Annotated in this window: 26 protein-coding genes and 1 tRNA gene; 20 read left to right on the forward strand and 7 right to left on the reverse strand. The window is 50.8% G+C overall.

The window, feature by feature from the left end; all coding sequences use genetic code 11:
- Nucleotides 1–73: 73 nt before the first annotated feature.
- From ACH50O_RS04730 to ACH50O_RS04745, 4 genes are read left to right on the forward strand one after another with little or no spacing between them, the layout of a single operon-like run.
- The gene (locus ACH50O_RS04730; RefSeq protein WP_446810886.1) at nt 74–796 is read left to right on the forward strand and encodes a class I SAM-dependent methyltransferase; all 723 of its coding nucleotides are present in this window, start codon (nt 74–76) and stop codon (nt 794–796) included.
- Nucleotides 789–1229 carry a ribonuclease HI gene (gene rnhA / locus ACH50O_RS04735; RefSeq protein ID WP_446810887.1) on the forward strand — a complete coding sequence of 147 codons (441 nt, stop codon included), beginning with the start codon at nt 789–791 and terminating at the stop codon, nt 1227–1229. Before ACH50O_RS04730 ends, rnhA begins: the two co-directional genes overlap by 8 nt.
- A 21-nt stretch (nt 1230–1250) precedes the next feature.
- Nucleotides 1251–1532 (forward strand): hypothetical protein, encoded by a 282-nt coding sequence (locus ACH50O_RS04740; protein WP_446810888.1) that lies wholly within the window; start codon nt 1251–1253, stop codon nt 1530–1532.
- A gap of 28 nt (nt 1533–1560) precedes the next feature.
- Nucleotides 1561–1806 (forward strand): GIY-YIG nuclease family protein, encoded by a 246-nt coding sequence (locus tag ACH50O_RS04745; RefSeq protein ID WP_446810889.1) that lies wholly within the window; start codon nt 1561–1563, stop codon nt 1804–1806.
- A gap of 86 nt (nt 1807–1892) precedes the next feature.
- Here ACH50O_RS04745 and ACH50O_RS04750 read toward each other — a convergent pair whose 3' ends face one another.
- Both ACH50O_RS04750 and ACH50O_RS04755 read right to left on the reverse strand, forming a co-directional pair.
- Complete coding sequence (locus ACH50O_RS04750; RefSeq protein WP_446810890.1) at nt 1893–3107, reverse strand: cytochrome-c peroxidase; 1215 nt, start codon at nt 3105–3107, stop codon at nt 1893–1895.
- Between the two features lie 50 nt (nt 3108–3157).
- Complete coding sequence (locus ACH50O_RS04755) at nt 3158–4696, reverse strand: hypothetical protein (RefSeq protein WP_446810891.1); 1539 nt, start codon at nt 4694–4696, stop codon at nt 3158–3160.
- Nucleotides 4697–5096: 400 nt separating this feature from the next.
- Between ACH50O_RS04755 and ACH50O_RS04760 the strand changes: the two genes are divergently transcribed.
- The 8 genes from ACH50O_RS04760 to ACH50O_RS04795 all read left to right on the forward strand — a co-directional run bounded on the left by ACH50O_RS04760 (nt 5097) and on the right by ACH50O_RS04795 (nt 9929).
- Entirely contained in the window at nt 5097–5648 is a 552-nt protein-coding gene (locus ACH50O_RS04760) for an FMN-binding protein (RefSeq protein WP_446810892.1), read from the forward strand.
- Nucleotides 5648–6136, forward strand: coding sequence for a hypothetical protein (locus tag ACH50O_RS04765; RefSeq protein WP_446810893.1), 489 nt, complete (start codon nt 5648–5650; stop codon nt 6134–6136). The genes ACH50O_RS04760 and ACH50O_RS04765 overlap by 1 nt, the downstream gene beginning before the upstream one ends.
- A 132-nt stretch (nt 6137–6268) precedes the next feature.
- Nucleotides 6269–6763 carry a nucleoside triphosphate pyrophosphohydrolase family protein gene (locus tag ACH50O_RS04770; RefSeq protein WP_446810894.1) on the forward strand — a complete coding sequence of 165 codons (495 nt, stop codon included), beginning with the start codon at nt 6269–6271 and terminating at the stop codon, nt 6761–6763.
- Nucleotides 6764–6780: 17 nt separating this feature from the next.
- Nucleotides 6781–7659 (forward strand): NAD(P)-dependent oxidoreductase, encoded by an 879-nt coding sequence (locus tag ACH50O_RS04775; RefSeq protein ID WP_446810895.1) that lies wholly within the window; start codon nt 6781–6783, stop codon nt 7657–7659.
- Nucleotides 7659–8441 carry a hydroxypyruvate isomerase family protein gene (locus ACH50O_RS04780; RefSeq protein ID WP_446810896.1) on the forward strand — a complete coding sequence of 261 codons (783 nt, stop codon included), beginning with the start codon at nt 7659–7661 and terminating at the stop codon, nt 8439–8441. The genes ACH50O_RS04775 and ACH50O_RS04780 overlap by 1 nt, the downstream gene beginning before the upstream one ends.
- A gap of 44 nt (nt 8442–8485) precedes the next feature.
- Entirely contained in the window at nt 8486–8860 is a 375-nt protein-coding gene (locus tag ACH50O_RS04785; protein ID WP_446810897.1) for a VOC family protein, read from the forward strand.
- Between the two features lie 54 nt (nt 8861–8914).
- Nucleotides 8915–9400, forward strand: a complete 486-nt coding sequence (locus tag ACH50O_RS04790) for a hypothetical protein (protein ID WP_446810898.1) — start codon at nt 8915–8917, stop codon at nt 9398–9400.
- On the forward strand, nt 9387–9929 hold the full coding sequence (locus ACH50O_RS04795) for a hypothetical protein (protein ID WP_446810899.1): 543 nt from the start codon (nt 9387–9389) through the stop codon (nt 9927–9929). The genes ACH50O_RS04790 and ACH50O_RS04795 overlap by 14 nt, the downstream gene beginning before the upstream one ends.
- Here ACH50O_RS04795 and trkA read toward each other — a convergent pair.
- Nucleotides 9926–11281 carry a Trk system potassium transporter TrkA gene (gene trkA, locus ACH50O_RS04800; protein WP_446810900.1) on the reverse strand — a complete coding sequence of 452 codons (1356 nt, stop codon included), beginning with the start codon at nt 11279–11281 and terminating at the stop codon, nt 9926–9928. The genes ACH50O_RS04795 and trkA overlap by 4 nt on opposite strands.
- A gap of 319 nt (nt 11282–11600) precedes the next feature.
- Between trkA and secA the strand changes: the two genes are divergently transcribed.
- The 3 genes from secA to trmL all read left to right on the forward strand — a co-directional run bounded on the left by secA (nt 11601) and on the right by trmL (nt 17474).
- Nucleotides 11601–14345, forward strand: coding sequence for a preprotein translocase subunit SecA (gene secA / locus ACH50O_RS04805; protein WP_446810901.1), 2745 nt, complete (start codon nt 11601–11603; stop codon nt 14343–14345).
- Between the two features lie 144 nt (nt 14346–14489).
- The gene (locus ACH50O_RS04810; RefSeq protein ID WP_446810902.1) at nt 14490–16994 is read left to right on the forward strand and encodes a glycogen/starch/alpha-glucan phosphorylase; all 2505 of its coding nucleotides are present in this window, start codon (nt 14490–14492) and stop codon (nt 16992–16994) included.
- A gap of 3 nt (nt 16995–16997) precedes the next feature.
- Nucleotides 16998–17474: a tRNA (uridine(34)/cytosine(34)/5-carboxymethylaminomethyluridine(34)-2'-O)-methyltransferase TrmL gene (gene trmL, locus ACH50O_RS04815; protein ID WP_446810903.1), complete on the forward strand. Its 477-nt coding sequence runs from the start codon at nt 16998–17000 to the stop codon at nt 17472–17474.
- Nucleotides 17475–17486: 12 nt separating this feature from the next.
- On the opposite strand, the gene ACH50O_RS04820 is transcribed toward trmL, so the two are convergent.
- Entirely contained in the window at nt 17487–17981 is a 495-nt protein-coding gene (locus ACH50O_RS04820) for a YchJ family protein (protein ID WP_446810904.1), read from the reverse strand.
- A 125-nt stretch (nt 17982–18106) separates the two neighbouring features.
- On the opposite strand from ACH50O_RS04820, the gene ACH50O_RS04825 reads away from it, so the two are divergent.
- A complete protein-coding gene (locus ACH50O_RS04825) occupies nt 18107–19348 on the forward strand; it encodes a dicarboxylate/amino acid:cation symporter (RefSeq protein WP_446810905.1) in 1242 nt (413 codons plus the stop codon).
- A 32-nt stretch (nt 19349–19380) separates the two neighbouring features.
- On the opposite strand, the gene ACH50O_RS04830 is transcribed toward ACH50O_RS04825, so the two are convergent.
- Nucleotides 19381–20436 carry a GGDEF domain-containing protein gene (locus tag ACH50O_RS04830; protein WP_446810906.1) on the reverse strand — a complete coding sequence of 352 codons (1056 nt, stop codon included), beginning with the start codon at nt 20434–20436 and terminating at the stop codon, nt 19381–19383.
- Nucleotides 20437–21059: 623 nt separating this feature from the next.
- On the opposite strand from ACH50O_RS04830, the gene ACH50O_RS04835 reads away from it, so the two are divergent.
- Nucleotides 21060–21135, forward strand: a tRNA-Val gene (locus ACH50O_RS04835).
- A 128-nt stretch (nt 21136–21263) separates the two neighbouring features.
- Here the strand turns inward: ACH50O_RS04835 and ACH50O_RS04840 are convergent.
- On the reverse strand, nt 21264–21854 hold the full coding sequence (locus tag ACH50O_RS04840; protein ID WP_446810907.1) for a Uma2 family endonuclease: 591 nt from the start codon (nt 21852–21854) through the stop codon (nt 21264–21266).
- Nucleotides 21855–22370: 516 nt separating this feature from the next.
- Here ACH50O_RS04840 and ACH50O_RS04845 point away from each other — a divergent pair.
- The 3 genes from ACH50O_RS04845 to ACH50O_RS04855 all read left to right on the forward strand — a co-directional run bounded on the left by ACH50O_RS04845 (nt 22371) and on the right by ACH50O_RS04855 (nt 25257).
- Nucleotides 22371–23276 carry an IS110 family transposase gene (locus tag ACH50O_RS04845; protein WP_446808989.1) on the forward strand — a complete coding sequence of 302 codons (906 nt, stop codon included), beginning with the start codon at nt 22371–22373 and terminating at the stop codon, nt 23274–23276.
- Nucleotides 23277–23385: 109 nt separating this feature from the next.
- A complete protein-coding gene (locus ACH50O_RS04850; RefSeq protein WP_446810908.1) occupies nt 23386–24543 on the forward strand; it encodes a diguanylate cyclase domain-containing protein in 1158 nt (385 codons plus the stop codon).
- Between the two features lie 51 nt (nt 24544–24594).
- A complete protein-coding gene (locus tag ACH50O_RS04855; protein ID WP_446810909.1) occupies nt 24595–25257 on the forward strand; it encodes an O-methyltransferase in 663 nt (220 codons plus the stop codon).
- 39 nt (nt 25258–25296) lie between these two features.
- Here ACH50O_RS04855 and ACH50O_RS04860 read toward each other — a convergent pair whose 3' ends face one another.
- Complete coding sequence (locus tag ACH50O_RS04860; protein WP_446810910.1) at nt 25297–25827, reverse strand: metallophosphoesterase family protein; 531 nt, start codon at nt 25825–25827, stop codon at nt 25297–25299.
- Between the last annotated feature and the right edge of the window lie 41 nt (nt 25828–25868).

Here is a 25868-nt window from a genome sequence, read left to right on the forward strand (position 1 = left end):
TAAAATAAAAAAATTAGATCCTAGCATGGCTTTCCGAAATAGCCAAAAAAACATACCCTTAGCGTGTGGATAAATGAAGAGACAATTTCTATTTGCGTTGTACCAAACCCCCAGGGGGAAGCTGTTGCAAACTATGGAGGCCAATTATCTGAAACGGTCGATAACTGTCAGTTGCAAGCAACAACAACTGCAAATCGGTGGTTTGGGTTGGGAAAGCGAATTTGTGGACTTTTCCTTGTATCGGAATTATCTCATTCTCGATGGTAAGGCTATGGGTGACGCGAGTGCGTTGAAAGTCACTGCCAAAGCGTTCAATTTGCCAATCCAAACAGAATCTGTGGATTTGGTAATATTGCCGCATATTTTAGAATTCGACGCACGTCGATTCCAAACCCTGCGCGAAATTAACCGCGTCCTAAAACCGGGTGGTGAATTGATTATGCTAAATTTCAACCCGTTCAGTTTATCGGTACGCTTTCAGTTCTTATGGGACAGAAAGCTAGCCGATTCATGGCGAGCTCACTTTATTACCAAGGCCAGGGTTTTGGATTGGTTGAAATTGATGAATTTTGAAGTATTAACGACCGCCGAGTTCGGTCTCGATAGCTACACCATTGCACACGGCAAATTCGAGTTATGTTTCGGGTCTTTGTTTGGAATGGCATACGGCGTTAAAGCAGTGAAAAGACAATACACCCTGATTCCTTTGGCGGCGGTACAGCGGCGTAAAACGAAGTTGGCCGCTGCGGGATTGAGTTTTGAAGCGAGATTACATAAAACGGATGATCATGGCTGAGGTAATTATTTATACAGACGGTGCCTGCAAGGGCAATCCCGGGCCGGGAGGGTGGGGAGTGCGCATGGAATATAAAGGTAATGAAAAAGAACTATGCGGCGGGGAAGCCGAGACCACCAATAACCGTATGGAGTTGATGGCTGCCATACAGGCCTTGGAAACTTTAAACAAGCCGTGCAGCATTAGATTACATACCGACTCTAAATATGTCTTACAAGGCATCACGGAATGGCTAAACAATTGGAAAAAACGTGCGTGGAAAACGGCCGCGAATAAACCAGTTAAAAACGAAGATCTTTGGCGGCGTTTGGATGATGCAATACAGCGTCACAATATCGATTGGGTTTGGGTGAAAGGGCATGCCGGGGATTTAGGCAACGAGCGTGCCGACCAACTCGCCAATTTAGGTATAGAGCATTTGACGCGCTTCTGAGCGCAAGCCATAGGAAAACACATGTTAGGTTCGATAGCAGCGGCTTTAGTCGGTATCTGGTTTTACAACACCGCTTCGCGTTCCGGTCGGCCGCCTGTCTCGTGGGCGGTGTCCGGCGTAGTGCTTTATTTTTTGGTGGCATTGTTGTGGACTTTGCTGCTTACGCCGGGTATTAAAGATGTCGCAAGCCATAACCAGAGCGGTGTGCTGATTTTTATAGTGCGCTACGCCTATATAATTTTTGGTGTGTCGGTGGCGGCGTTGCTGAACGGCTGGTTGAATAAATCCAGCGGTTCCCAATAAGCTGCCGATGACGGTGTGGTCGGTTTATATGATCCGTTGCGATGACGGTAGTTTGTATACCGGCATCAGTACCGATGTAGACCGGCGGTATCGTCAGCATCAAGCCGGACTCGGCGCGAAATTTTTTCGAACTCGGCGGCCGGTGCAGATAGCTTATCGGGAAGGCGGGCATGACAGGCGTTCAGCAAGTAGACGAGAAGTGGCGATCAAGAAAATGTCGCGACGTGAAAAACTGTCTTTGATCGCTGAAGTCGATACCTTGCTGTTTGATTGATACAAATTCGGCGCTTTCCCTCTGATGCGGCGTTGATGGCAGGAGAAGGCTGTAGCAGCTAAATTCTCCCGCCGCTTAAGATAACGTTAAGGTGCTTTATAAGGCCAAGGGGAAGTGGCTTGGTAGCCGTCGGTTAAGGTGTTTAGAAACGCTACCAAGTCGTCAATGTCTTGTGTCGTAAGTTTTAAAGCTCCCAATTCAGCATGATTAACGTTAGCCAGCGTTTCAGGTGCAGGCCAACATTTTTGGGCTAGTGCGTTGGTGTCGTTAGTCCAAGCATTCGTACAGCGTTTTTTCGTGTCGCGGGTGGCATAAAACTCGACGACGCCGCGCAAGGTTTTAAAGTAACCGTTGTGTGTATAGGGCGCGGTTACTGCGATATTGCGTAGCGTTGGGACTTTAAATCTGCCATCTTCGGCCGGTACATTCAAACTGCCACCCAATCCCAAATCAACGAAATAAGCCCCAGCCGGGTTATATGCTGGTAACAGACTGTAAAACAAACTGTCCGGGTTCTTCGGCACGCCGATGTTGTCATAGCTAAAATCGGTAAATAGTGGCGGCGAGCCGGCGGTTGCGGAGCGACTGGGATGGCACGCCGCGCAATTGCCTTTAGTGGCCAATTCGAAGACAGCTCGGCCGCGAACCTCCTGAACCGTAAAACTGGCCTTGCCGAATAAGTAAAAGTCGTATTTGGAGGTAAAGCGGTTGAACACCGGGCTGCGCTCGTATTCGGCTATGGCGTCAGCTATTCGGGCGTAGGCTTGATCGATGTCCGCGGCAGTGCTGTTGTTCAGCGCCCCAACGCCATAGACCGTATTGAATTGGCTGGCGTAATTGGCGTTACGGACTTTGGTGACTACCGCCGCTGCATTCGGATTTGCCATTTCGACTGGATTTAAAAACGGTTTCTTAGCTTGTTCGGCCAGCGTGGAAGCTCGACCGTCTAAAAACTGTCCGCCCATGTACAGTCCGGTTTTTCTGTCGTAATAAAACGCCGGAGAATAAGCCGCATACATAGCAGTCGGCGAATTGCGATTGCCAAACAATGCAGGATTGACACCTTTTGATGTTGGTTTAGTTTTGTCCGCGTCGGTGAATGCGGCTGCCGGGTTATGACAACTGGCGCAAGCTTGTCCTGCCGGTTGCGACAGGTTGGTATCAAAAAACAGTTGCTGCCCGAGCAACGCTTTGGAACTTAGATTGGCGCTGCCTGGTAGTGGCGGATTGGGAACGCCGGCGGTTGTTGTTGCCGGAATGCCCGATACCAACAGGCAAGCTAGTACAAAACGGAATTTCATGTGAACCTCGTGGGAATGGTAGCCCGGCATAGCCGGGCTATAGGGCTAACTTAGTAAATAAAACCAACGCCAAGGTTGAACTCGTCGCCGAATGGGATGCCTAGCGGCGCTACGAGTTTGCGGTCTTGGACATTGCGGTAGTCGGCTTTAATGACGATGTTTTGAATTGGCTTGTAGCTGAGGCCGGCTTGGTAGATCCAGCGGTCCAACCCAACTGTTTGGTCGTTGAAAGTATCTGGAGCGCTGGTAACTGAGGCGAGAGTATCGTATCGTTCGACACGAACGAACGGAGCTAAGTATTGGTTACTTTCACTCCAGAGGAAAGGCATGATGTCATGGGCTGCTTCCACGTACCAGCCGAAGCTTTCCTGACCAACAGTATCGTTATTTAGATTGTTCAGGATGTTTGTGTTGTTAATTTTGCTCCATGCGCCCAGGGCTCGTAGTTCGAGCCCTCTGTATTTATATTGAACGTGGCCTTCGTAAAGTTGAGTGAAAACATCGACATTATGGCCGTCAGCATCTTGAATGTTTTTTTGTCCGCTGTTACCCAAAAACGTAGAAGCGCCAACCAATAACCCAGGGACGAAATTCGGCGAATAGTCCAAACGACCAGTAAATGCAAAATCTTCGGCGCTGGCATTGCTTCCGCCTTGACGGCCTTCGGCAATGCCAGAAGTTTGAAAACGGGCGTCAAAATCTTTTCTGGCATTTAGACCATTCATTGCATACATCCGATATTGCAATCCGGGCAAGATTTCACCAAACAAACCAGCCCCCATTTCCCGCCAGGTGGATGGGATAATGTAGCGCTCTACGTCCGGCCGGTGAGCGCCATGGAAGGTGGTTGGTTCGTGCATTTCATTGATGAAGCCCATCGGCACCAACATCAAGCCGGCGCGGATGTTGTATTTAGGGTTTAGCAAAAAGTCCAGTTGCGAAAACTCGACCGAGACTTCACCCTTTTCCTCGCCGCCTTCTCCAGTTGATGCGTGTTCGAATTCAAATTCGTTGTTCAGAATTATCCAGTCATTGAATTTATAACCAAGGTAGATAACCGCGCGTTCCAAATCTGCCGTATCCTTGTTTGTGACGTTATCTCCTCGGGGGTTGGTGTAATTGGTGTACATCATTTCACCGTAACCACCGATCGATAGCCCCTGCTTTACGCCGTATACGCCCGACGCAGCAGGGCCTAAACCATACTGACTCTTATATTGTCGGGATTCGGGTATGTATAGCTGGGTCTTAAGCTTTTCCACTTCGGTGGCTAGCACATTGGTTTTATGCTCCAATTCGCCGTTGGCCTGCTTGCTGGTAGCCGCACCGGTTTGGTTCGGTGCAGTTTGCGATAACACTTTTTCCTGATTTTTTTGGGTCTCCTTTAATGTCGTTATTTCTTGCTTTAGCACCTCGTTCTCGGAGGACTTACTTTTCAGATTTTCGATTTCTTTCTGCTGCTGTTGAATGATTTTCCACATGTCTTCCATTGTGCCGGGCATTTTCTGCTCTGCGTGCGCAGAGCCAAATGCCATGCCGATTGCCGTGGTCAAACATAACGTTGTCTTCTTTTTTGGGGCTGATTTCATGATTTGTTGCCTCAGTTGTGGTTTAGTGTTGAAAAGATAATAAATGCTAACTATTCTCATTAGCAAATTTATTTGCCTGGTTATTTGTATGGTTTAAAATCACTACACAGGGCGCGGCAGCGTTTGTTCAGAAAAAAGCGAAGTGCTTCTTCTGATGCACCAGAAATCGGTACCGGTGGTTTTTGCGGAGGGCGAGATCGGAATATTGAATACGGCTGACGATAAAGACGTCTTTGACAGAATATCCGCCAATGGCGAACGCTTTAAAGGAAGCGGGTCATTAGGTGGTAACCAGAAATTGATCGCTTAAGTTTCATCAAACCTTATGAAAATGGGGAATAGTTTGGCAAAAACGCACGCGGTAATTATCATAGAGGGCGTTTTAACTCTCGATCCCACCATGTCATCAACTAAATATTTCGGTTTTTTATGGCTCGTCGCGATTTTGGGCGTGTTTTCGATGCCTTGCTTTGCTACGGTGTTTTACAGTAAAGATGAGGCGATGAAGCTCGCGTTCGGAGAAGACGCTAATGTTGAGGTAATCTCGCTTTTTCCATCGGCGGAAGAAGTTTCACAAATCGAACAGCTAGCCAAAGTAAAATTGGACTCCAATCTGATCAGTGTGTTTGTAGGTAAAAAACAAGGGGTTGCGGTTGGTTATGCGATGATAGACTCACATACGGTGAGAACGCAGCCGGAAACTTTACTGTTGGTATTGAGTCTGGAAGGCAAATTGCGCAATGTGTACACATTGGCGTTTCACGAGCCGCCCGAATATCAGCCGCCGGAGCGTTGGATGGCATTGCTGGCGAATCATTCCATCGAAGAGTTAAGTCTGAACAAGGATATTCAAGGCGTAGCCGGTGCCACACTTAGTACCCGCGCTGCGATCAATAGCGCCCGCAAAGTATTGGCGATTTATCAGGTTCTTATCCAAAACAAACCACACTGATGCGTTTTTTTGTGACCGGCGAGCAGAATCGCCAGCTTTTGATCAATTCGCTGATCCTCATGTTTCTGGCCTATATCGCCCTACTGTGGATCAGCAATGGCTTGATGTATTTTCATAAAATGAGTCTTACGGCGGAGTCGGTGGTAGCTTATTATCTGGGCTCGGAGAGCGATTTCACCCAGCCGCGAAGTTACCAAAGCCTGTTGGAAGTTAGCCATTTTCATTTGTTTGCTATGGGTATGTTGGTGTTGACGCTAACGCATCTGATGTTGATGACCTCGTTGCCTACCCTGATGAAAGTTTGGATTAGTGCAATCGTTTATGCGGCGGCAATAGCCGACGAGGCGGCGGGATGGTTGGTACGCTATATCGATCCGGCCTTTGCCTATTTCAAAATAGCCGCTTTTTTACTTTTGGAAACTTCCTTGTTGTTGCTAATCGTCATCGTCAGTTTGTCGCTGATTGAATCGCGCGGGCAATTGCGTTAGTACACACTTATTAAGTAATGCACTCTCCGTGTTTCGCAGTGTCGCACTCATGCCCTATATAGCGGCGGAGCGGGATTGCCGGACTTTGCGTCCTCGGCGCCCTCATTCTTGAATTAAACCCAGAGCAAAGCTATGAATAAACATTTACAACAAGTTAGAGATTTTCATCGGAAATTCGATATTAAGCAGCCCGAAGATGGCGAAACCGGGCATTTGTCCAATATGGATATCGTGATGCGTCAAGCCTTGCTGCTGGATTGCGCTAGTGAGACCTTCAGAGCTATCGCCAGCGGTGATTTAATCAAGATTTTGGCCGGTTTGGTGGATTTATCCTTTAACGCGTTGGCTGCTATCGCAAGTCGAGGTGACGATGTTATCGCGGTGTCGGCCAATTGGCGGCAGGATGGCTCGGTATTATCGGTGATGCGAGTGCTATCCGATAAAGTTAACCAATGTACTTCCGGCGAGACCGTGCATTATTCGGGTTTGTATGCGATTTGCGCGCACTTGTCGCAGCGTTTCGTTAATGCGGATTTCGACGAGGCCTTCCAAATCGTGCATCAACATTTGATGGGCGGCCGCGGCGATACCGAACGTTTGGACTTAAGTCCGGCGTTGTTCGAATAAACTCGTTCGTTAGCATCATGCCAGCACAAGCGTACACCCTCGGGTTTGTCGGTATTGGTCTGATGGGGCAACCGCTTACACTGCGGTTGTTGGCGGCCGGCTTCCGGGTCAATGTGTGGAATCGCACTGCCGCGAAGTTAAACGATGTCAGTCTTGGTGGAGCCAATGTGTGCAACAGTGTCGCCGAATTGGTAAAACTGTCGGATGTGGTGATTCTTTGTTTGGCCGATACCGCCGTAGTCGAAACGGTGGTGCGCGAGCAGATCATCGCCAACGGCAGCGCCGGCAAATTGTTGATCGATTTGTCCAGTATACAGCCTGATGCTACCCGCCGATTGGCTGCTGAGTTGCAGACCGCATGCGGCATGCGCTGGGTGGATGCGCCGGTGTCCGGCGGAACGGCAGGGGCAGAGCAGGGTAGCTTGGCGATCATGGCTGGCGGCGCCGAACAAGATATCGAGATTGCCAGGGCGATATTGAAGCCGCTGTATAGCCGTTTGACCCATATGGGCGCAGTTGGCAGCGGGCAAGCCACTAAAATCTGCAATCAGATGATCGTCAGTTGCAATGTATTGGTGATCGCGGAAATGATGGCGTTGGCCAAATCGGCCGGCGTCGATGCTGCGAAAATTCCCGAGGCACTGGCCGGTGGCTTTGCCGATTCCAAGCCGCTGCAAATCGTAGGTCCGGAAATGGCCGATCATCGTTTCGAACCGGTAAAGTGGCGCGTGAAAACTCTATTGAAAGATCTGAATATGGCCGTCGATTTAGCAGGCAATCAGGGTAGCGCGATACCCATGTCAGGGTTGGCCGCGCAACTGATGCAATTACACGGTAGTGGCGGTTTTCTGGAGCAGGATCCCTCAACGCTAATCAAGCTTTATACCCAAGATTAATGCTGCGTTTTACCGCCAATCTAAGTTTATTGTTTAGCGAACTGCCGTTACCGGAACGGTTTCAGGCCGCTAAACGGCAAGGTTTCGATGCGGTGGAAATTCAGTTTCCTTACACGCTACCGGCCGCACAAATTCAGGATTTACTGGATCAACAGGATTTGAAATTGGTGCTGTTCAATGTCGATGCCGATACTTTATTGCAAGGCGGCGAGGGATTGGCGGCGGTTCCGGAAAAGCGGGATCAGTTTAAAGCGGCGGTTGAGCAGACGCTGGTTTATGCCGAGCGATTAAAGCCGAACGTTATTAATGTGTTACCGGGTCGCTGCCTGGACCTGCAACGTTTGGGCGAATATCAAGCTACCTTGCTGGAGAATCTGGAGTATGCCGCATCGGCATTCGCCGAGATAGGCATCAAAACAGCCTTCGAAGCTGTCAATAGCCACGACATGCCTGGCTTTATCGTCGATAGCAGCTTCGGGATGCTGGATGTGCTGGCTAAAGTCGATCATCCGAATTTATTCATGCAATACGATATTTATCATATGAGCCGCATGGGCGAAGACTGTGGCGGATTTTTGCGCCAACATTTGGATAAGATTGCTCACATTCAATTCGCCGATTGTCCTGGGCGCGGTCAGCCGGGTACGGGCGCTACGGATTTCGCTACCTTGTTCGATATTATCGCTGCGGCGGACTACCAAGGTTGGGTTGGTGCCGAGTACAGGCCGACTGTCGACACCGCCAGTAGTTTGGATTGGCTGAAAACCTACGCTGTAAAATAATCGGGCGGTATAATCGTCTGGCCTCAAATCACCGGTTCATTACCATGTCCAAGCATAATTTCACCATTCATCACGCCAGTTTGATCGTCTCCGATACCGAGCAATCGCTGCTTTTTTACCGCGATGTGTTGGGGATGGAGCAGACCGAGCGGCCGAATCTGCCGTTCCCCGGCGCTTGGTTGCAAATCGGTGCGCAGCAAATTCATTTGTTGGAACTGGATAATCCCGATCCGACCACCGGTAGGCCTGTGCACGGCGGCCGCGACCGGCATGTGGCGATGCATATCGATTCGGTTGAGCTCCTGCGCAACGATTTGGAACAGGCCGGCGTGGTTTATACCCTGAGCATCTCGGGACGTAAGGCCTTGTTTTGCCGCGATCGCGACGGCAATGCGCTGGAGTTTATCGAACGGCCCTGATTTCTCATGTTCGGACGGTTTTTTTATGGCGGATTATTATTAGGCAGTTTGGCAATGTTGCTATTTCTGGCCGGTTTTGTCTGCTTTCAGTATGGATTAAGCTTGTTGACGAGCTTGTTTTATCTGTTGGCTAACAAAATCATGTTGCTGGCTTTCAGTGTATTGGCGTTGTTGGGCGTCGCCGCCTTATTTAAAGCCGTGTATGGCGAAATGAGTGCCTATTTCAATAGCAAATCCGCCGCGTTGCGGCAATATTTATCCTTGCAGATTCGCCGACAAGATCTTGCTCGGCTTAAAGTGGCGGAATGGCGACAATTAGGCTATTTACAAAGGCTTAAACGTCAACACTTGTTAGCCGCCGACAACCGCAAGCAGGCTGCAGAACTGTCGGCTTCGATTAACCAGGAATTACTCACGGTGAGGTCGCAACTGCCGACTGCCGAATATAAATATTTACGTAAGACACTACGCAAATATCGCAAACAAGCCGATATATCGGCCATGCTGGCGCTTCGCCAACAACTCCATGTCGTCGATTAGTCGCTGGCTGGGCGAGGCGCTGGCGTTTTTACGGCGCAGTCGCGACGATAACCTACAGTGGCATTTGACCAGACATGAAGATGTGGCCGATTTGCAGCAAGCCAAGGCTCTGGCGGAACAGGCCTTGGTGGCGCAACTGAAAAAACAGTCGCAGCAACTGGCGCATGAACTGGCTGTCAATAAAGCCCGCAACAGCAACGAGCTGGCGATGGTGAAAACCCAATGCAAGCAGGATTTAAAAGACTATCAGCAATATCTGCAGTCCTTGGATAAATTGAAGGACTCGCTACGCAGCAGCTATGCGCATTTGCCGGAAGCGGTGGCGTTCACGATACATCATCACGCCAAACAGCTATTAAACCGGATGTGGGATGCGCAAGAACCGCAGGAAAAACTAAAAATCGAAATGCAATTACTGCAGTTTATGACGGCGGTGCATGAAGACAGTCAGGCGTCCTTGCAAGGCGAGGGCAAGGAGGGTTTGCCGCAGCGGGCGTTGGCCTTTATCGATGCGGATTTGGCGGATTAAATCGGCTGAAAATAGCCTTCGATATCTTTGATCATTTTCTTGTTCAACGCGAACATCACCACATGATCGCCTTCCGCGAACACGGTGTCGTGATGCACCGGAATCACTTCTTTTTCCCGGATCAGGGCACCCAGGATCACGCCGTCCGGCAAATTGACCTGATCCACGCGTAAGCCGACCACGGAACTGGAGTTCTTACTGCGGTGGGCGATGGCTTCGATCGCTTCCGCGCTGCCGCCGCATACCGAGCTGACGCCAACCACGTCGCCTTTTCTAACGTGTTTCAGGATGCCGCCCAAGGTTTCCAGTTTTGGTTGAATCGCCAGATCGATTTCGGTGCCGTCCAGCAGTTTCAGGTAGGAATTGTTGTTGATCAGGCATATTGCTTTTTTGGCACCGAGTTTTTTCGCCAAACCGGCGGAAATCAAGTTGATGCCGTCGTTGTTGGTGATTGCGCAGAACAAATCGATGTCTTCGATCATTTCTTCCTGTAGCAGCGATTCGTCGGTGCAGTCGCCATGCAGAATCAGCGTGTTGCGCAAGTCGTTGGAGATTTCCCGGGCGCGTTCGATGTCTTGCTCGATGACTTTTACTTGGTAGTTTTTTTCCAGCGCAATCGCCAGTCGTTTGCCGACGTGGCCGCCGCCGGCCAGCATAATGGTTTTGATCGGCGATTCCAGCTTATGCAAATCCACCAGGGTTTTACGTACCTTGTCGCGTGGGCAGACGAAGAATACCTCGTCGCCGGTGGCGATAACCGCTTCACCGTTCACCGCGATGGCCTTGCCGTCGCGGAAAATCGCCGCGACCCGAATCATGCTGTCGGCCAGTTTTTCTTTTACGGCGTGGATGCGTTTACCGGTTAGAAATCCGGTGGGTACTACGCGAATCGAAAACAGTCTGACCAAGCCGTCGGCAAACTCGGACACGTGCAGCGCGCCGGGATATTTGATCAGATTATGGATGGATTCGGTGACTACTTGTTCCGGACTGATGACGATGTCGATGCCGCCCGGAGCAAATAATTCCGGATGGTTTAAAAAGTCGATGGCGCGAACACGGGCAATGGTTTTGGGCTTGCTGTACAGGGTGTTGATCACCTGACAGGCCAGCATATTGGTCTCGTCACGGTCGGTAACCGCAATCACCATATCGGCGTCCTGAATTCCTGCTTGTTCCAGGATGCTGGGATGGGCAGCATTGCCTTCGACAGTGGCTATGTCCAGGCGGCCTTTTAACGCGGTGAGCAAATGCGCGTTTTTGTCGATAACGACAATATCGTTTTCTTCACTGGCCAAAGCGCCGGCAACTGAAGAGCCGGTAACGCCGGCGCCTAGAATGACTATTTTCATAAGTTCTTAAAGCCAGAAGAATGATGTCTAATGCTTCTTGCCGCAAGGGCCGAAGCCGACGAATTATACGCCTATCGCTTGGCTTGTCCACGTTCGCGCGATTCCGCTTTCCCGGCAACGGAGTTCGCGGATTTGTTGCGCTCGACTTCGAATGTATGCGGGAAATTGCCTTTTAGACGGCGGATAGTTAGGCTCTATCGGATAATTGAAGTAAAGCGAGAGCTTCAAACAGCTGCCTTATCAGGCTTGTTTTCTGGTCACAACTACCCCATACCGTTTATAATCGCAAACTTTGGTTCACTCTCACTCTGGAAATATCATGCTGGGTAAGCTGGTTAAATTGGTAGTTGGCAGCCGTAACGACAGGCTGGTCAAGAAGAAACGCAAGCTAGTCAAGAAAGTTAATGCTTTGGCCGCCGAATACGAAAAATTATCCGATGCGGCTTTGCAAGCCAAGACACAGGAATTTCGCGACCGTCTTGCCCAAGGCGAAAAACTCGACAATTTAATCCCAGATGCCTTTGCCGCCGTGCGGGAAGCCTCGACCCGTGTGTTCGGCATGCGTCATTTTGATGTACAGCTGATTGGCGGTATGGTTTTGCATAGCGGCAAGATAGCCGAGATGAAAACCGGTGAGGGTAAAACCCTGATGGCAACCTTGGCCGCTTACCTGAATGCCTTACCCGGCAAAGGCGTGCATGTGGTTACCGTCAACGACTATTTGGCGCGCCGCGACGCGGAGTGGATGGGCAAACTTTATGGCTTTTTGGGTTTGACCACCGGCGTCATCGTCAGCGATCTGACCCACGAACAGCGCCAGATTGCCTATGCAGCGGATATTACCTACGGTACCAACAACGAATTCGGTTTCGATTATCTGCGGGACAATATGGCCTTCAGCCTTGAGCAAAAAGTTCAGCGCGACCTGAACTTTGCCATCGTCGACGAGGTGGACTCGATTTTGATCGACGAAGCCAGAACGCCGTTGATCATCTCCGGTCAGGCGGAAGGCAGCACCGATATTTACCTGAAAACCAATCAAATCATTCCCTATTTGACCAAGCAGGAAAAGGCCGACGATCCGGAGAAGCAGGATCAAATGCCCGGCGATTATGCGGTCGACGAAAAATCTCGGCAGATCCATTTAACCGAAGCCGGTTACGAACATGTGGAACGCTTGTTGGCGGAGCACGGTTTGATAGCCGATGGCTCGACCTTATACGAAGCGGCCAATATTCGTTTGATGCACTATTTAAACGCGTCGTTGCGAGCTCACGTGCTGTTCCAAAAAGATGTGGATTATGTGGTTAAGGATGGTCAAGTCATCATCGTTGACGAATTTACCGGCCGGATGATGAGCGGCCGGCGTTGGTCCGAGGGCTTGCATCAAGCGATGGAAGCCAAGGAAAACGTGGCAATCCAGAACGAAAACCAAACGCTGGCTTCCATCACCTTCCAGAATTACTTCCGTCTTTACAACAAATTGTCCGGCATGACCGGTACCGCCGATACCGAGGCGTTCGAGTTGAACAAAATCTACGGTCTGGAAGTAGTGGTTATTCCTACTCACAGACCAATGATTCGGAAAGACAAAGGCGATTTGGTTTATCTATCGGCTCGGGAAAAATACAACGCAGTCATCGAAGATATTAAGGATTGTGTGCAGCGCGGTCAGCCGGTATTGGTCGGTACCACTTCTATCGAAAATTCCGAATTGATTTCCCGGATGTTGCAGCAGCAAAACATTCCGCACGAAGTATTAAACGCCAAACAGCACGAACGCGAAGCGCATATTATCGAGAATGCCGGGATGCCGGGGGCGGTGACCATCGCCACCAATATGGCCGGTCGCGGTACCGACATTGTATTGGGTGGTAATCTGAATGCGGAACTGGCAGCCTTGGGGCCTGATGCCAGCGAAGCCGATAAAGAAAGAGTGCGCGGCGCCTGGTTGGATAGGCACCAAACAGTGTTGGCCAGCGGCGGTCTGCATGTCATTGGTTCCGAGCGTCACGAATCGCGGCGGATTGACAACCAGCTGCGCGGCCGTTCCGGCCGCCAGGGCGACCCCGGCTCCACCCGCTTTTATCTATCGCTGGAAGACGACTTGATGCGGATTTTCGCATCGGAGCGGGTGGCCAGCTTGATGCAAAAACTGGGCATGGAAGAAGGCGAAGCCATTGAGCACCCGTGGGTGACGCGTTCCATCGAAAGCGCGCAGCGTAAGGTGGAAAACCGTAACTTCGATATTCGGAAAGAAATTCTGGCCTACGACGATGTTGCCAACGATCAGCGTAAGGTTATTTACGCGCAACGTAACGAGTTGATGGCGGCTGAAGATATTAACGACATTATCAATGCGATTCGTGCCGATGTGCTGAACGACGTGATTACCGAATACATTCCGCCGAAAACAATGGAAGAACAATGGAATGTGCGCGGCCTGGAACTGCATTTGCAGCAAGAATTCAATTTACAAATGCCGTTGGTTGAGATGCTCGACAACGACCGTAGTTTGAACGAACCTAAAATACGTCAGCTGATCATTGAAAAAGCCGAGCAGGAAAATCGCGACCGCGAAGCCGCGGTAGGCGTGCAAGTATTACGTCATTTTGAAAAATCGGTGATGTTGCAGGTGTTGGACAATAGCTGGAAAGAGCATTTGGCGGCGATGGATCAATTACGTCAAGGCATCCATTTCAGAGGCTATGCGCAGAAAGATCCCAAGCAGGAATACAAGCGCGAGTCCTTCCAAATGTTTACCAGTTTGTTAACTCATATTAAGCAGGAAGTGGTCGGGATACTCGCCAAAGTTCAAGTTGCCCGCGAGGAAGACGTACAAGCGATAGACGAACAACGCCAGGCGCCGCTGGAAATGCATTATGAGCATGCTGAAGCGCATTCTATCTTTGAGGCGGAACCCGCGCCGCAACTTGAATCGGAACCGGAAGCGCCGATTGCGGAGCAGCCTTTTGTGCGGCACAGCGACAAAGTTGGACGTAACGACCCTTGTCCTTGCGGTTCGGGCAAAAAATACAAGCAATGTCACGGCAAATTAAATTGACGGTAAGGCGACGTCGCTACGGCGGCGTCACGTTTACCCGACAAACCGAACTAGAGGTCCATTCTTGCATGGCGTGATTTGCCAGCCTTTGCAAAATCCGCGGCCCATAGCTTTTAAAATTCACTGTTTTCAAGGGTAATCACTATGCCGCATAGAGTTTTTAATAAAAGTAACCCCGCCGCCGATATTACCAAGCTCCCTAAGTTGGGCATGGATAAAAAGCATTTCATAGCCGATTTCAAGCACTATTACAGCCATCGGCTCGGACGCGATCAAAATTGCCGTTCGCCGCATTACGCCTACGAAGCCTTGTCGTTGGCAATCAGCGACCGTTTGGTCGAACGCTGGAAGAAAACCTATAACGTCTATCGAGACTCCGACTGTAAAAAAGCCTTTTACTTGTCGATGGAGTTTTTGATCGGCCGCTCTTTGAGTAACGCGATGTTGAATCTCGGTATTGACGATATCGTGACCCAGGCCTTGTACGATCTGGGTCTTGAAGCAGAGGAACTGATCGAAAGCGAACCCGATGCCGGTTTGGGCAACGGCGGCCTGGGGCGTTTGGCCGCCTGTTTCATCGACAGTTGCGCTACCTTGCAATTGCCGGTAACCGGTTACGGTTTGCGTTACGAATACGGCATGTTCTCGCAGCAAATCGTCAACGGCGAGCAAGTGGAGCGGCCGGATCACTGGTTGCGGATGGGTAACGTCTGGGAAATAGAGCGGCCGGAATACATGCACCGCATCAAATTCGGCGGTCACACCCAAACCCATATCGACGAAAAAGGCAACAAGCGCACGAGTTGGCTGGATACGCACGATGTGATTGCCATGCCTTACGACACGCCGGTACCGGGCTACAAAAACGGTACGGTCAATACCCTGCGCTTGTGGAAAGCCATTGCCACCGAAGAGTTCAATCTGCAGGAATTCAATGCCGGCGATTACGCCGAAGCAGTGGCGGAAAAAAACACCGCCGAAAACATCACCATGGTGTTGTATCCCAACGATGCCAACGAAAACGGCAAAGCCTTGCGCTTGCAGCAGCAGTATCTGCTGGCGTCGGCCAGTTTGCAGGACGTGATCGCCAATTGGGTGGGGCGCCACGGCAATAATTTCAGCAAATTTGCCGAGAAAAACTGCTTTCAACTCAATGATACCCACCCCAGCATCGCGGTTGCCGAGTTGATGCGTTTGTTGATGGATATTCATGGTCTGCCGTGGAAAGAAGCCTGGAATATCACGCGCAATACCATGGCGTACACCAACCATACCTTGTTGCCGGAAGCGCTGGAAAAATGGTCGGTGAATCTGATGCAGCATCTGCTGCCGCGTTTGATGGAGATTATTTTCGAGATCAACGCGCACTTCATGGCGGAAGTATCGGCGCGTTGGCCTGGCGACAATCCGCGCATGGCGCGGATGTCGATTATTGAAGAAGGCTATCAAAAACAGGTGAGAATGGCATTTTTGGCGATAGTCGGTAGTTTTTCGGTGAACGGCGTCGCTGAACTGCATTCCAGACTGTTGCAGGAAGGATTGTTTAGAGATTTTTACGAACTCTGGCCACAAAAGTTTAATAACAAAACCAATGGCGTGACTCCCAGGCGTTGGCTGGCCGGATGTAATCCGGAGTTAGCGGAGTTCATTACGGCGACTATCGGCGATGCTTGGATCACGGATCTCTCGCAATTGTCAAAATTAGCGCCTTATGCTGAAGATGCGGCTTTCAGAAAAAAATGGTACGACTTAAATCGCGCCAGCAAACAGCGTCTGGTCGATTACAAAAAAGAAGAGCACGACATCGAAATCAACGTTGACGCTTTATTCGATGTTCAGGTTAAGCGTATCCACGAGTACAAACGGCAGATTCTGAATGTACTGCATGTGATCCATCTTTATGACCGGATTAAACGCGGCGATACCCAAAACTGGGTGGATCGTTGCGTATTGATTGGCGGCAAGGCGGCGCCCGGTTATGTGATGGCGAAAAAAATCATTAAGTTGATTAACAATGTCGGTAGCGTGATTAATGAAGATCCGGATGTAGGCAGTAAGCTTCGATTGGTGTTTATGCCCAATTACTGCGTGTCGGCGATGGAGAAAATCTGTCCGGGCGCGGATTTGTCCGAACAAATTTCGACCGCCGGTAAGGAAGCGTCAGGTACCGGCAATATGAAATTTATGATGAACGGCGCGCTGACCATCGGTACCTTGGACGGTGCCAATATTGAAATTCGCGAAGAAGTCGGTGCCGATAATTTCTTCCTGTTCGGTTTAACCGAAACCGAAGTGGAAGCGTTGCGGCCGCATTACGATCCGCAATGGTTCATCAATCAGGACGGCGATTTACAAGGCGTGATGCGTTTATTGGAATGCGGACATTTCAATCAGTTCGAGCCGGGGATTTTCGACGACATCATTGCCTCGATCAAAAGTCCGCACGACCCTTGGATGACAATCGCCGATTTTCGCAGTTATCTGGAAGCGCAAAAACGTGTAGAGCAAACTTGGCGCGATCAGGATCGTTGGACCAAAATGAGTATTCTCAATACGGCGGCCAGCGGTAAATTTTCCACCGATAGGACCATTAGCGAATACAACCGCGAGATTTGGAAGCTGTCGCCAGTGGACGTGGAAAAATACTAAACAATGATCGATATTGTATTGTTCGAGCCGGAAATTCCGGCAAACACGGGCAATATCATCCGTTTATGCGCAAATACCGGCGCGCATCTGCATTTAATTCAGCCGCTGGGGTTTGATTTGGACGACAAACGTCTGCGTCGCGCCGGGCTGGATTATCATGAGTGGGTGAATATTCGCCAGCATGGCTCGTTGCACGATTATGTCGAAAAAGCCAAGCCCAAGCGTTTATTTGCATTGACCACCAAAGGCAGCACTAATTACAGCGAAGTCCGTTATCAGGCCGGAGATGCCTTGCTGTTTGGCCCGGAAACTCGCGGCTTGCCGGCGGAGTTTCTTAAGCAACATCCGGCCGGACTAAAGCTTTATTTGCCGATGCGCAAGGAAAGCCGCAGTCTCAACCTTTCTAATACGGTCGCGATAGTGCTCTACGAAGCGTGGAAGCAACTGGGCTTTCAGGATGCGTCGCGTTCGGACCATTAAAAGCCCAGCCGTCTAGCGGCCGCAGCAACGTTTGAATTTTTTGCCGCTGCCGCATGGGCAGGGTGCATTCTTGCCGCTATCGCTGGTCACGCTGACTTTGCCGGCAGCTTTGATAACGCCGTCCAGATAGAGCCAGTAGTAGCCCGATTTAACGAAACGGCTGATCTCGTGCATGAAATAATTTTCACCGTCCTGCGCGTAATAGGCCTTAAACTCGACAATGCCCTTGCTGTCTTGCGCGCCGCCTTTTTTGGTGCCGACTATCACCAGTTTTTGCCATTGCGCCGTTTCCTTGGAAAAGTCGATAGTTGCCGGCCTTTTGTCGGCATCCCAGGTTGCTAGTAAATAGTCGACATCGCGGCGCGCATAGGCGCTGAAACGCGAACGCATCAATGCTTCGGCGGTCGGCGGCTTGCGTTCGCCAGCGTGGTAATAGCCGCAGCATTCAGCATAAGTTAGGCCGGAGCCGCACAAGCAAGGGTCGGGGTTGTCGTTGATTGTCGTCATGGTTTTGATTTTACCGAAATAGATAAGTCAAATGCCAATTGACGCAGATATGATCGTTGTTCCCCCCAGGGCACGGTTTTGTGCCACGGGCAAGGATAGATAAATTCGTTTTAAAGGAGGCGGCGGTGAAAATAGCATTAAACACCCAAATTTTTCTAGGGGCGGCCGTGGGTATTGCGCTGGGCCTAGGGTTCGCGAAGTTGGGGGCGGATGCCGAAGCCACTAGACACGGTACTTATATTTGTGGTCTCCTCGGTAATCTGTTCATCGATCTACTGAAAATGGTGCTGGTGCCCTTGGTGTTTACCTCGATCTCGGTTGGGGTCGCTAATTTGCGTCTGCATAGCCAATTGCATCGGGTTTGGCTCACTACATTAGGTTTTTTTATATTGTCGATGGCGCTCGCTATCGTATTGGGTTTATCGGCCGCCAATTTATTCGAGCCTGGTAAAGGCCTTAGCCTGGATTTGTTCAGCAACGCCGCTCAGGGTTTTGCCGCAAAACAAATGAGTTTTGCCGAGTTTATCGCCAGCTTCCTGCACGGGTTGTTCGTCAATCCCTTCGCGGCCCTGGCGCAAGCTAATGTGCTGGCGATTGTGGTGTTTGCGTTATTGCTGGGTATTGCGTTGGTGGTGGGCGGCGACCGCTATCGAAACATATTGTTATTGATGCAGGAAGGTTTGGAGTTGATGCTGCGTCTGGTCGGCTGGATTATGCATTTGGCGCCGCTCGGAATCATGGCCTTGTTGGCGAAGTTGCTGGCGACGCAAGACACCGCGTTACTGAGTAGTTTGGCCGAATTCGTGGCGGTGATTGTCGGTACCACTTTGCTGCATGGGTTTGTGGTGTTGCCGCTGTTGTTGTTTCTGGTAACCGGGATGTCGCCGCTAAAGTTCTTTCGCGGCTCTCGCGAGGCTCTGGTTACGGCCTTCGCCACCAGTTCCAGTTCGGCAACCTTGCCGGTTACCTTACGTTGCGTCGAACAGCATTTGCATGTCAAGCCCGGCATCGCCGGTTTCGTGGTGCCGTTGGGCGCCACCGTGAATATGGACGGAACCGCGCTGTACGAAGCCTCAGCCGCGTTGTTCGTCGCCAATTTGGCCGGCATAGAGCTCGATCTGGCTCAGCAATTGATCGTGTTTTTTACTACCATGGTTGCCGCCATCGGGGCACCCGGTATTCCGAGTGCGGGAATGGTAACGATGGTGATGGTGTTGCAGTCGGTCGGTTTGCCCGCGGAAGCCATTGCGATATTGCTACCAATAGATCGCGTGCTCGATACTGTTAGGACTATGGTGAATGTCGAAGGGGACATGGTCGGTAGTCTGGTGGTGCAGCGTCTGACCGAACGGCAATCAGACGCCTGACCTGATGCCTCGCGACAGCCAAAAAGTCGATACTAGCGGCGATCGAGCTGATCGTAATGCACCACTTTATTGCGGCCGCTTTGCTTGGCTTTATACAGGGCAGTGTCGGCGCGAACGATAAAGCTTTCCGGATCGTCGCCCGGCTGTAACTTGGCGATGCCGATCGACAGCGTAATCGAACCTAAGGACTGATTATCGTTTTTACGTTGCAAACGGCTGGCTTCCATTGAACTGCGGATGTTTTCGGAAATTTCCAGGGCTTTTTCATGGCTGGTATTGGGCATGATGATGGCTAACTCTTCGCCGCCGTACCGGGCAACGTGGTGATGCCCTTCCGCGTATTTTTTCATCAGCGACGCCACATACTTGATCACGTTATCGCCGATAGTGTGGCCGTAAGTATCGTTGATACGTTTGAAATGATCGATGTCCAACATCGACAGACAGGTTTTATCCGGTTCGGATTGCTCGACTATTTCGGCCAGGGTCATATCGAAGGCGCGCCGGTTCAGCAAGCCGGTCAGTCCGTCGGTAGTGGCGATTTGTCTGACCTGCGCCAATTCCTTCCGCAGCTGCTCCATTTCCTTATTGGCGGCGGTCAGTTTGCCTTGCATGGCCTGACTGGTGACGGCGAGCGATTGGGTTTCCTGAATGATCTCCCGCAATATGGTTTTCAAACCGCCGGTTTCGGGGAGGCTTTCCAGCATAACGGTTTTTTTCTGAAAGCTGTCGTTGGTTTCTTCGGCTTTGTGATAAGTGTCGTTGATCGCCGTCGTGGCTTGCTCGATAACTTTATGAATTTGCCGATTGATATGTTCAAACGATTCCAGCGATGCGTTACAAATATATTTTTTATACAGCTCCACACTGGTTTCGCAGTCGAATACACCTTGCTCCGTCACTATCGAGTTAACCGCGTTCGTCAATGTGACGTTATTACCGACCACATAGTCATACCAGATAGCGTAATTAATCGGATTGGCTGCGACATTGTGGCGAACCAGCAAAGGCAGGATTTCTTTTAAATAAGCGGCGTTAACGGTAGGGGAGAAATCGTAAAAGGGTATAAAAGACGTGCTGTTGTTCATGCGATTCCCAATTAAGTGGTGATCTATATGTCTGTTATGCCGGCAATCGGCGGTTTTTCTAACTCATGCCCGACAACTGTTTCAGGCTCGATTCGTGTGAATTCGCACTGGCTTTCCAATATGGCTGTTTGAGGCTGATTGTCGGAAAATGATCTGTAGTCTTATGCCTACGTTGAAAATCTCGGAAACGGAGTGCTAGTACGGCATCGCGAAACGGCGTTAAGTCATGCGAGAGCCAAAGTTTCGACCCTTTGCTGGGGCGGAACGAGGTGACGCGGACTAATCGGGGAGTCGATTTTTTCCAGCGCGATGCCCGAAAAAATCCTTCGGCGGAATTAGCGACTCTTCTATGTAAAAGTAACTTAAAAATAGAATTTTTCAACATTGTGGATTAAATCACAGCTAAAAAGAAGATTGGGTTTGTAAGCCGAACAAAATGTGATTATCCAGATCGGCAAACGAATTTCTAAGTTCGCAGCCTCGTTCTATCATGCAGGTATTATGTCAATTCGAATGGGGGGTGAAAAATTGCTCGGGGGTTGCGTAAATCCTTAGTGCGGTAAAGGCTTACAAAATTGTTTTGCGGATAGCGGTATTTTGTATACAATGCGCGGCCTTTAGCCGGGTGCTTAGCTCAGCTGGGAGAGCATCGCCCTTACAAGGCGAGGGTCGGGGGTTCGAACCCCTCAGCACCCACCAGGCTAACAGGGGAAAGTGCAGCCGATGAACACCCCTTGCTTAATTTCGGGACGGCTGATATTTATCGGCGGCCTGTTCAGAGCAATTGGCTACCTAATGCGATAAGTCGATACTTGGCCCGGCTGTTTTCAATAGTCCTTGGGTAAGCGCGCTGCCAGCTCATCCCAACGGATCACAATTTCCGGCAAAATGCCGACTTGGGTTTCCCCTTCCAATTGATAAAGCTGCGGCTTGCCGAATTCCCCATCTGCCAATTTATATATAGTTAACACCCGGTCGACCGGATGAACCAGCCAGTACTCGCGTACGCCGCGGCGTTCGTAAAGTTGACGCTTTTTGATTTGGTCGTGGCCGGCGGTGGAAGGCGATAATACTTCCACTATCCAGTCCGGCGCGCCGCGCACTCCGCGTCTATCCAGCTTGTTGCTGTTGCATACCACCAGGACATCGGGTTGTACGACGGTATCGATACTATCGTCCGTTTCCTGGGCTTTGGGTAAACGCACATCGACCAGGGCGATAAATGCGCGGCATGATTTGCCCTGTAGTGCTTGCCGCGTTTGGTAATAAATTTCCCCCGCTACATCCTGATGCGGCAAATCCGGCGCGGGCGACATTAAATACGCATCGCCGTCGATCAGCTCGTAACGCACGTCGTCCGGCCAAGTTAAATAATCGCCGTAAGTATGAGATTGCCGATCTTTTAATGCCAAAGCCATGGTCTTGCCTCCTGTTTTGCCGTGTTATGAGCGTTCGGTATTTTATCCAGTTGTGCCGGCGATGCGAGACATTTCAAATAAATAGCTCTTGAGACGTGTCGAATGGGTAGCTAGACAGCCGAAATAGCCGAAGCCTGATTCCGTTCAGCGGATACGCCGGTTATCGGCGGCGGACTGTAACTTTTTGCATTTCCCCAATCCTGCGTGAGGAATTATTCCATCCGGCTTCGACAGGCTTGTATGGTAAAGCTTAAGAGAATCGGGGAGACTTTGGGTGTCGGGATGGAGGGACGTCGACAGGTATCTGCTAAGACAGACCACGCTGAGAATTCATCCCATCGCGTCTTCCAGAGTCGATGAAGAATCTAGCGGTTTAACCGCCGATTTGTGCACAAGCTTACTCGGTAGACGCACCACCCCGACTCTCTTATTTTCAACAGGTGGAGGACGTATGACAAGCGAAATGTTGATCGGTATCGATGTACCCAGAGGGCATAAATAGCAAAAGACGAGCTGGTGATTGATTCAGAGCAGGGTTTGCTGACGCTTGCCAATACGGCAGAGGCCATTGATGCCTGGCTGAAGACGTTACCGACCGAGAGTTATATTGGTCTGGAAGCCACCAGCGATTATCATCAACTCCTGGCAGAGCGAGCGGTATCCAAGGGCATGGTTGTCTATGTGCTGAACCTGCGGGATATGCGCCATTATGCCCTTGGTTTGGGCCGACGGGGCAAGACGGATCGAGTGGACGCCCAAATGATCCGGCGATTTATCACCGCTGAACGGGGTCATTTACGATCCTATCAACCCGCTTCGGCGATCCAGCATCAATTGGCTTTACTGCAACGGCGTCGAGCGACTGTCGTCAAGCACCGCCAAGCGTTGCAAAAAGCCCTGCGAAGCGTGAACGAACTCGAAGCGCCACTCGTTGACACCTTGGCCGCCTTGGACGTTTTGCTGAAGCATATCGATCAGCAATTGGATGACTTATTGGCTTTACAGCCCGCACTGAAAGCCGAGGCCCGGCGTCTTGAAAGCATACCGGGTATTGGCCGGCAAACCTCAACACAGCTGGCTGTCTTGTTTGACCGAGTCCCGTTAAGCCGTAGCGATGCTGCGGTAGCCTTTGTCGGGCTGGATCCACGAGCCTGTGATTCAGGACAAAAGCGGGGCCGCCGACGCCTCTCTAAACGCGGACCCGGCGAACTGCGAAGAGTGTTGTACAACTGCGCCCAAGCAGCCGCCAAAACCGCTGTGTGGAAACCCTATTACCAAGTGTTACGAGCCAGAGAGTTCTCGGCAACCCAGGCACTGGTGATTATCGCCAGAAAATTATTACGCATCGCATTCTCGCTTTGGCAACAAGCCGGTGCCAGATTCGACGCTCAAAAAATAGACTGCCTCAATAATGCGGCTTGACAAAAACCATAGAATCTCTGTGGTGTCTGCCTTCCCCGTTTCCGGGAGGATTTAAAATTGAGTCGGTTTTCACTCTAAAGGCACAAATAACGCATGATATGCTAATCGTATGGCTTTGATTAATTCGCTTACGCTATCCTTCAACGATAAAACATTGGAACAGGCTTTTCTGCGGGCTACGTTCGACCGCACCCGCTATCAAGGCCGAACAGCTATGATCGTTGGCATGTTGGTGTATTTGCTCTGCGGCATTATCGACCACTGGTTTGCGCCGGCGGAGCTGGTCGATGACGTCTGGCGAACGCGCCTTACCGCATTGTGCGTGCCGACTTTCGTCATGCTAGTGACCTTTACCCCCTGGTTTTCCAAGTTATGCCATCTGCTATTAGCCGCCGTCGGTTTTGCGGCCGGTGTCGGCTTAATCTGCATGCAGATCCTGCTGCCGTTCGATAGCTCGCCTTATTACTACCCGATGATGGTGTTGGTAACCTTCTACACCTACAACTTTATCGGTACGCGTTTTGCGTTTGCGCTTGGCGTCGATCTGATGCTGCTAGTTGCCTACAACCTGCTATTCGGTAAATTGATGGCTTATCCGTTGCAAATAATGGTCAGCCATGACTTTTTTATTGTCTCGGCCAATTTGATCGGCGGTTCGACCGGCTACCTAGCCGAACATGGACGCAGAACACTGTTCTTGCGGGAACGGGAGTTGGACAATCAGCGGCAGCATCATTTAACTCGTTCGCTGCATGACGGCCTGACCGGTTTGCCGAATCGGGATCTGCTTTACGACCGTATTACGCAGGCAATGTCGGAGGCGCAACGTCACGGATCGATACATTGCGGTTTCTTTCTCGATCTTGATGGTTTTAAATCTATCAACGATAAACTCTCGCATAAGGTGGGCGACCGGGTGTTAAGAGAGGTGGGACAAAAACTGATTGCGACGGTACGCAGCATCGATACGGTCGCCAGAATCGGCGGCGACGAATTCTTCGTTCTGGCTTTGGATATTGGAAATGAAGCGGCGGCCACTGGCTTTGCCGCAAAGCTACTGGATCAACTCACGCGCCCAATACCCGGAATCCCGGATGAGGTGGATCTGGGGGCCAGCATCGGTTTTTGTTTGTTTCCGTATGATGGCATGACCGTCTCCGACCTGATCCACCGCGCCGATGAGGCCATGTATCAAGTAAAAAATAATGGTAAGGGCAATTTTAAAATGGCCGATTGCACTTCAACGTTAACCGCTTTCGGGACGTGATTAAATCAGCGCACACTCGAAAGTAACAGACTCCAACATGGCAAATTTACGATGACAATAAAAAGTATTTCGGTGACCGACGCTCTTTATCACTACATTCTTTCGACTTCGCTGCGCGAGCCGGAGGTATTGCAACAACTCCGCGAGGAAACCGCACTGCATACCCACAGCATGATGCAGATTGCACCAGAGCAAGGGCAGTTCATGGCGCTGTTGGTGGAACTGATAGGCGCGAAAAAAATTCTGGAGATCGGTGTGTTCACCGGCTACAGCTCTACCTGGCTGGCGTTGGCATTACCGAAGGATGGCCGGATCACGGCGTGCGATATCAACGAAGAATTCACCGATGTGGCGCGCCGCTATTGGGCGCGGGCCGGCGTCACCGATAAAATCGATCTGCGGCTGGCGCCCGCGCTGGAAACGCTGAACAGCCTTGCCGCCGCCGGCCATGCGGGCAGTTACGATATGGCCTTTATCGATGCCGACAAAACCAATTACGATGGTTACTACGAGCAATCCCTGATGCTATTGCGTACCGGCGGTTTGCTGGTAATCGATAACGTGCTATGGAACGGTCAGGTTGCCGATCCAAACTTTACGGATGCGGATACCGCAGCGATTCGCCGCCTCAATGCAAAAATCCACGCCGATCCCAGGGTCAGCATCAGCCTGTTGCCGATAGCCGACGGTTTGACCTTGGCGGTAAAGCGTTAAAGTTTTTTTGTTCCTAAACCGCTGCAGACGAATATTGAATCAGGGGTAGATTAAATCGTCTGCAGCGTGTGTGAGCTGGCTATCTATCGGCAAATGGATAATCCTGGCTGCGATTTCCCCGCCTTGGACGGTCAATTCGGCAATGGTAACCGGCAATTTGAAACGGCGCGGACCGGCGCTGCCGGGATTTAGGTACAGCACGCCGCCGCGCTCTTGAAGCGACGGTTTATGCGAATGGCCGGAAATCACGACGCGAACGCCCGCCGCCACCGGATCGATGGCCAGATCGGCCAAATCGTGAATCAGGTAAACTCCAACCTGCTGAATCATCACACTGGCGTTGACCGGCAGTGCCTCGGCCCATGCGCCTTTGTCGTTATTGCCGCGCACCGTTGTCATCGGTGCCAACTCGTTCAGCTTTTGCAATACCTCGGGCTTGCCGACATCGCCGGCGTGAATAATCAGTTCGCAGCCTTGCAGAGCAGCCAGCGCTTCGGGCCGCAGCAAACCATGGGTGTCGGAGATGATGCCGATACGGTGAGTAATTGGGGGTTCGGTTTCAGTAGCCATTTCGGCGCTAGTTTACGCCGAGCTTGAGAGCGATGGAATTA

This window comes from Methylomonas sp. 2BW1-5-20 (assembly GCF_052474515.1).

What these genes read in the sequence shown, in the direction of transcription:
- ACH50O_RS04755 (WP_446810891.1), bottom strand. Translation starts at nt 4,696, where the DNA reads ATGAAATCAGCCCCAAAAAAGAAGACAACGTTATGTTTGACCACGGCA.
- ACH50O_RS04855 (WP_446810909.1), top strand. Translation starts at nt 24,595, where the DNA reads ATGACAATAAAAAGTATTTCGGTGACCGACGCTCTTTATCACTACATT.
- ACH50O_RS04820 (WP_446810904.1), bottom strand. Translation starts at nt 17,981, where the DNA reads ATGACGACAATCAACGACAACCCCGACCCTTGCTTGTGCGGCTCCGGC.
- ACH50O_RS04765 (WP_446810893.1), top strand. Translation starts at nt 5,648, where the DNA reads ATGCGTTTTTTTGTGACCGGCGAGCAGAATCGCCAGCTTTTGATCAAT.
- trkA (WP_446810900.1), bottom strand. Translation starts at nt 11,281, where the DNA reads ATGAAAATAGTCATTCTAGGCGCCGGCGTTACCGGCTCTTCAGTTGCC.
- secA (WP_446810901.1), top strand. Translation starts at nt 11,601, where the DNA reads ATGCTGGGTAAGCTGGTTAAATTGGTAGTTGGCAGCCGTAACGACAGG.
- ACH50O_RS04810 (WP_446810902.1), top strand. Translation starts at nt 14,490, where the DNA reads ATGCCGCATAGAGTTTTTAATAAAAGTAACCCCGCCGCCGATATTACC.
- rnhA (WP_446810887.1), top strand. Translation starts at nt 789, where the DNA reads ATGGCTGAGGTAATTATTTATACAGACGGTGCCTGCAAGGGCAATCCC.
- ACH50O_RS04790 (WP_446810898.1), top strand. Translation starts at nt 8,915, where the DNA reads ATGTTGCTATTTCTGGCCGGTTTTGTCTGCTTTCAGTATGGATTAAGC.
- ACH50O_RS04840 (WP_446810907.1), bottom strand. Translation starts at nt 21,854, where the DNA reads ATGGCTTTGGCATTAAAAGATCGGCAATCTCATACTTACGGCGATTAT.
- ACH50O_RS04795 (WP_446810899.1), top strand. Translation starts at nt 9,387, where the DNA reads ATGTCGTCGATTAGTCGCTGGCTGGGCGAGGCGCTGGCGTTTTTACGG.
- ACH50O_RS04750 (WP_446810890.1), bottom strand. Translation starts at nt 3,107, where the DNA reads ATGAAATTCCGTTTTGTACTAGCTTGCCTGTTGGTATCGGGCATTCCG.
- ACH50O_RS04860 (WP_446810910.1), bottom strand. Translation starts at nt 25,827, where the DNA reads ATGGCTACTGAAACCGAACCCCCAATTACTCACCGTATCGGCATCATC.
- ACH50O_RS04770 (WP_446810894.1), top strand. Translation starts at nt 6,269, where the DNA reads ATGAATAAACATTTACAACAAGTTAGAGATTTTCATCGGAAATTCGAT.
- trmL (WP_446810903.1), top strand. Translation starts at nt 16,998, where the DNA reads ATGATCGATATTGTATTGTTCGAGCCGGAAATTCCGGCAAACACGGGC.
- ACH50O_RS04780 (WP_446810896.1), top strand. Translation starts at nt 7,659, where the DNA reads ATGCTGCGTTTTACCGCCAATCTAAGTTTATTGTTTAGCGAACTGCCG.
- ACH50O_RS04745 (WP_446810889.1), top strand. Translation starts at nt 1,561, where the DNA reads ATGATCCGTTGCGATGACGGTAGTTTGTATACCGGCATCAGTACCGAT.
- ACH50O_RS04785 (WP_446810897.1), top strand. Translation starts at nt 8,486, where the DNA reads ATGTCCAAGCATAATTTCACCATTCATCACGCCAGTTTGATCGTCTCC.
- ACH50O_RS04760 (WP_446810892.1), top strand. Translation starts at nt 5,097, where the DNA reads ATGTCATCAACTAAATATTTCGGTTTTTTATGGCTCGTCGCGATTTTG.
- ACH50O_RS04775 (WP_446810895.1), top strand. Translation starts at nt 6,781, where the DNA reads ATGCCAGCACAAGCGTACACCCTCGGGTTTGTCGGTATTGGTCTGATG.
- ACH50O_RS04740 (WP_446810888.1), top strand. Translation starts at nt 1,251, where the DNA reads ATGTTAGGTTCGATAGCAGCGGCTTTAGTCGGTATCTGGTTTTACAAC.
- ACH50O_RS04850 (WP_446810908.1), top strand. Translation starts at nt 23,386, where the DNA reads ATGGCTTTGATTAATTCGCTTACGCTATCCTTCAACGATAAAACATTG.
- ACH50O_RS04830 (WP_446810906.1), bottom strand. Translation starts at nt 20,436, where the DNA reads ATGAACAACAGCACGTCTTTTATACCCTTTTACGATTTCTCCCCTACC.
- ACH50O_RS04730 (WP_446810886.1), top strand. Translation starts at nt 74, where the DNA reads ATGAAGAGACAATTTCTATTTGCGTTGTACCAAACCCCCAGGGGGAAG.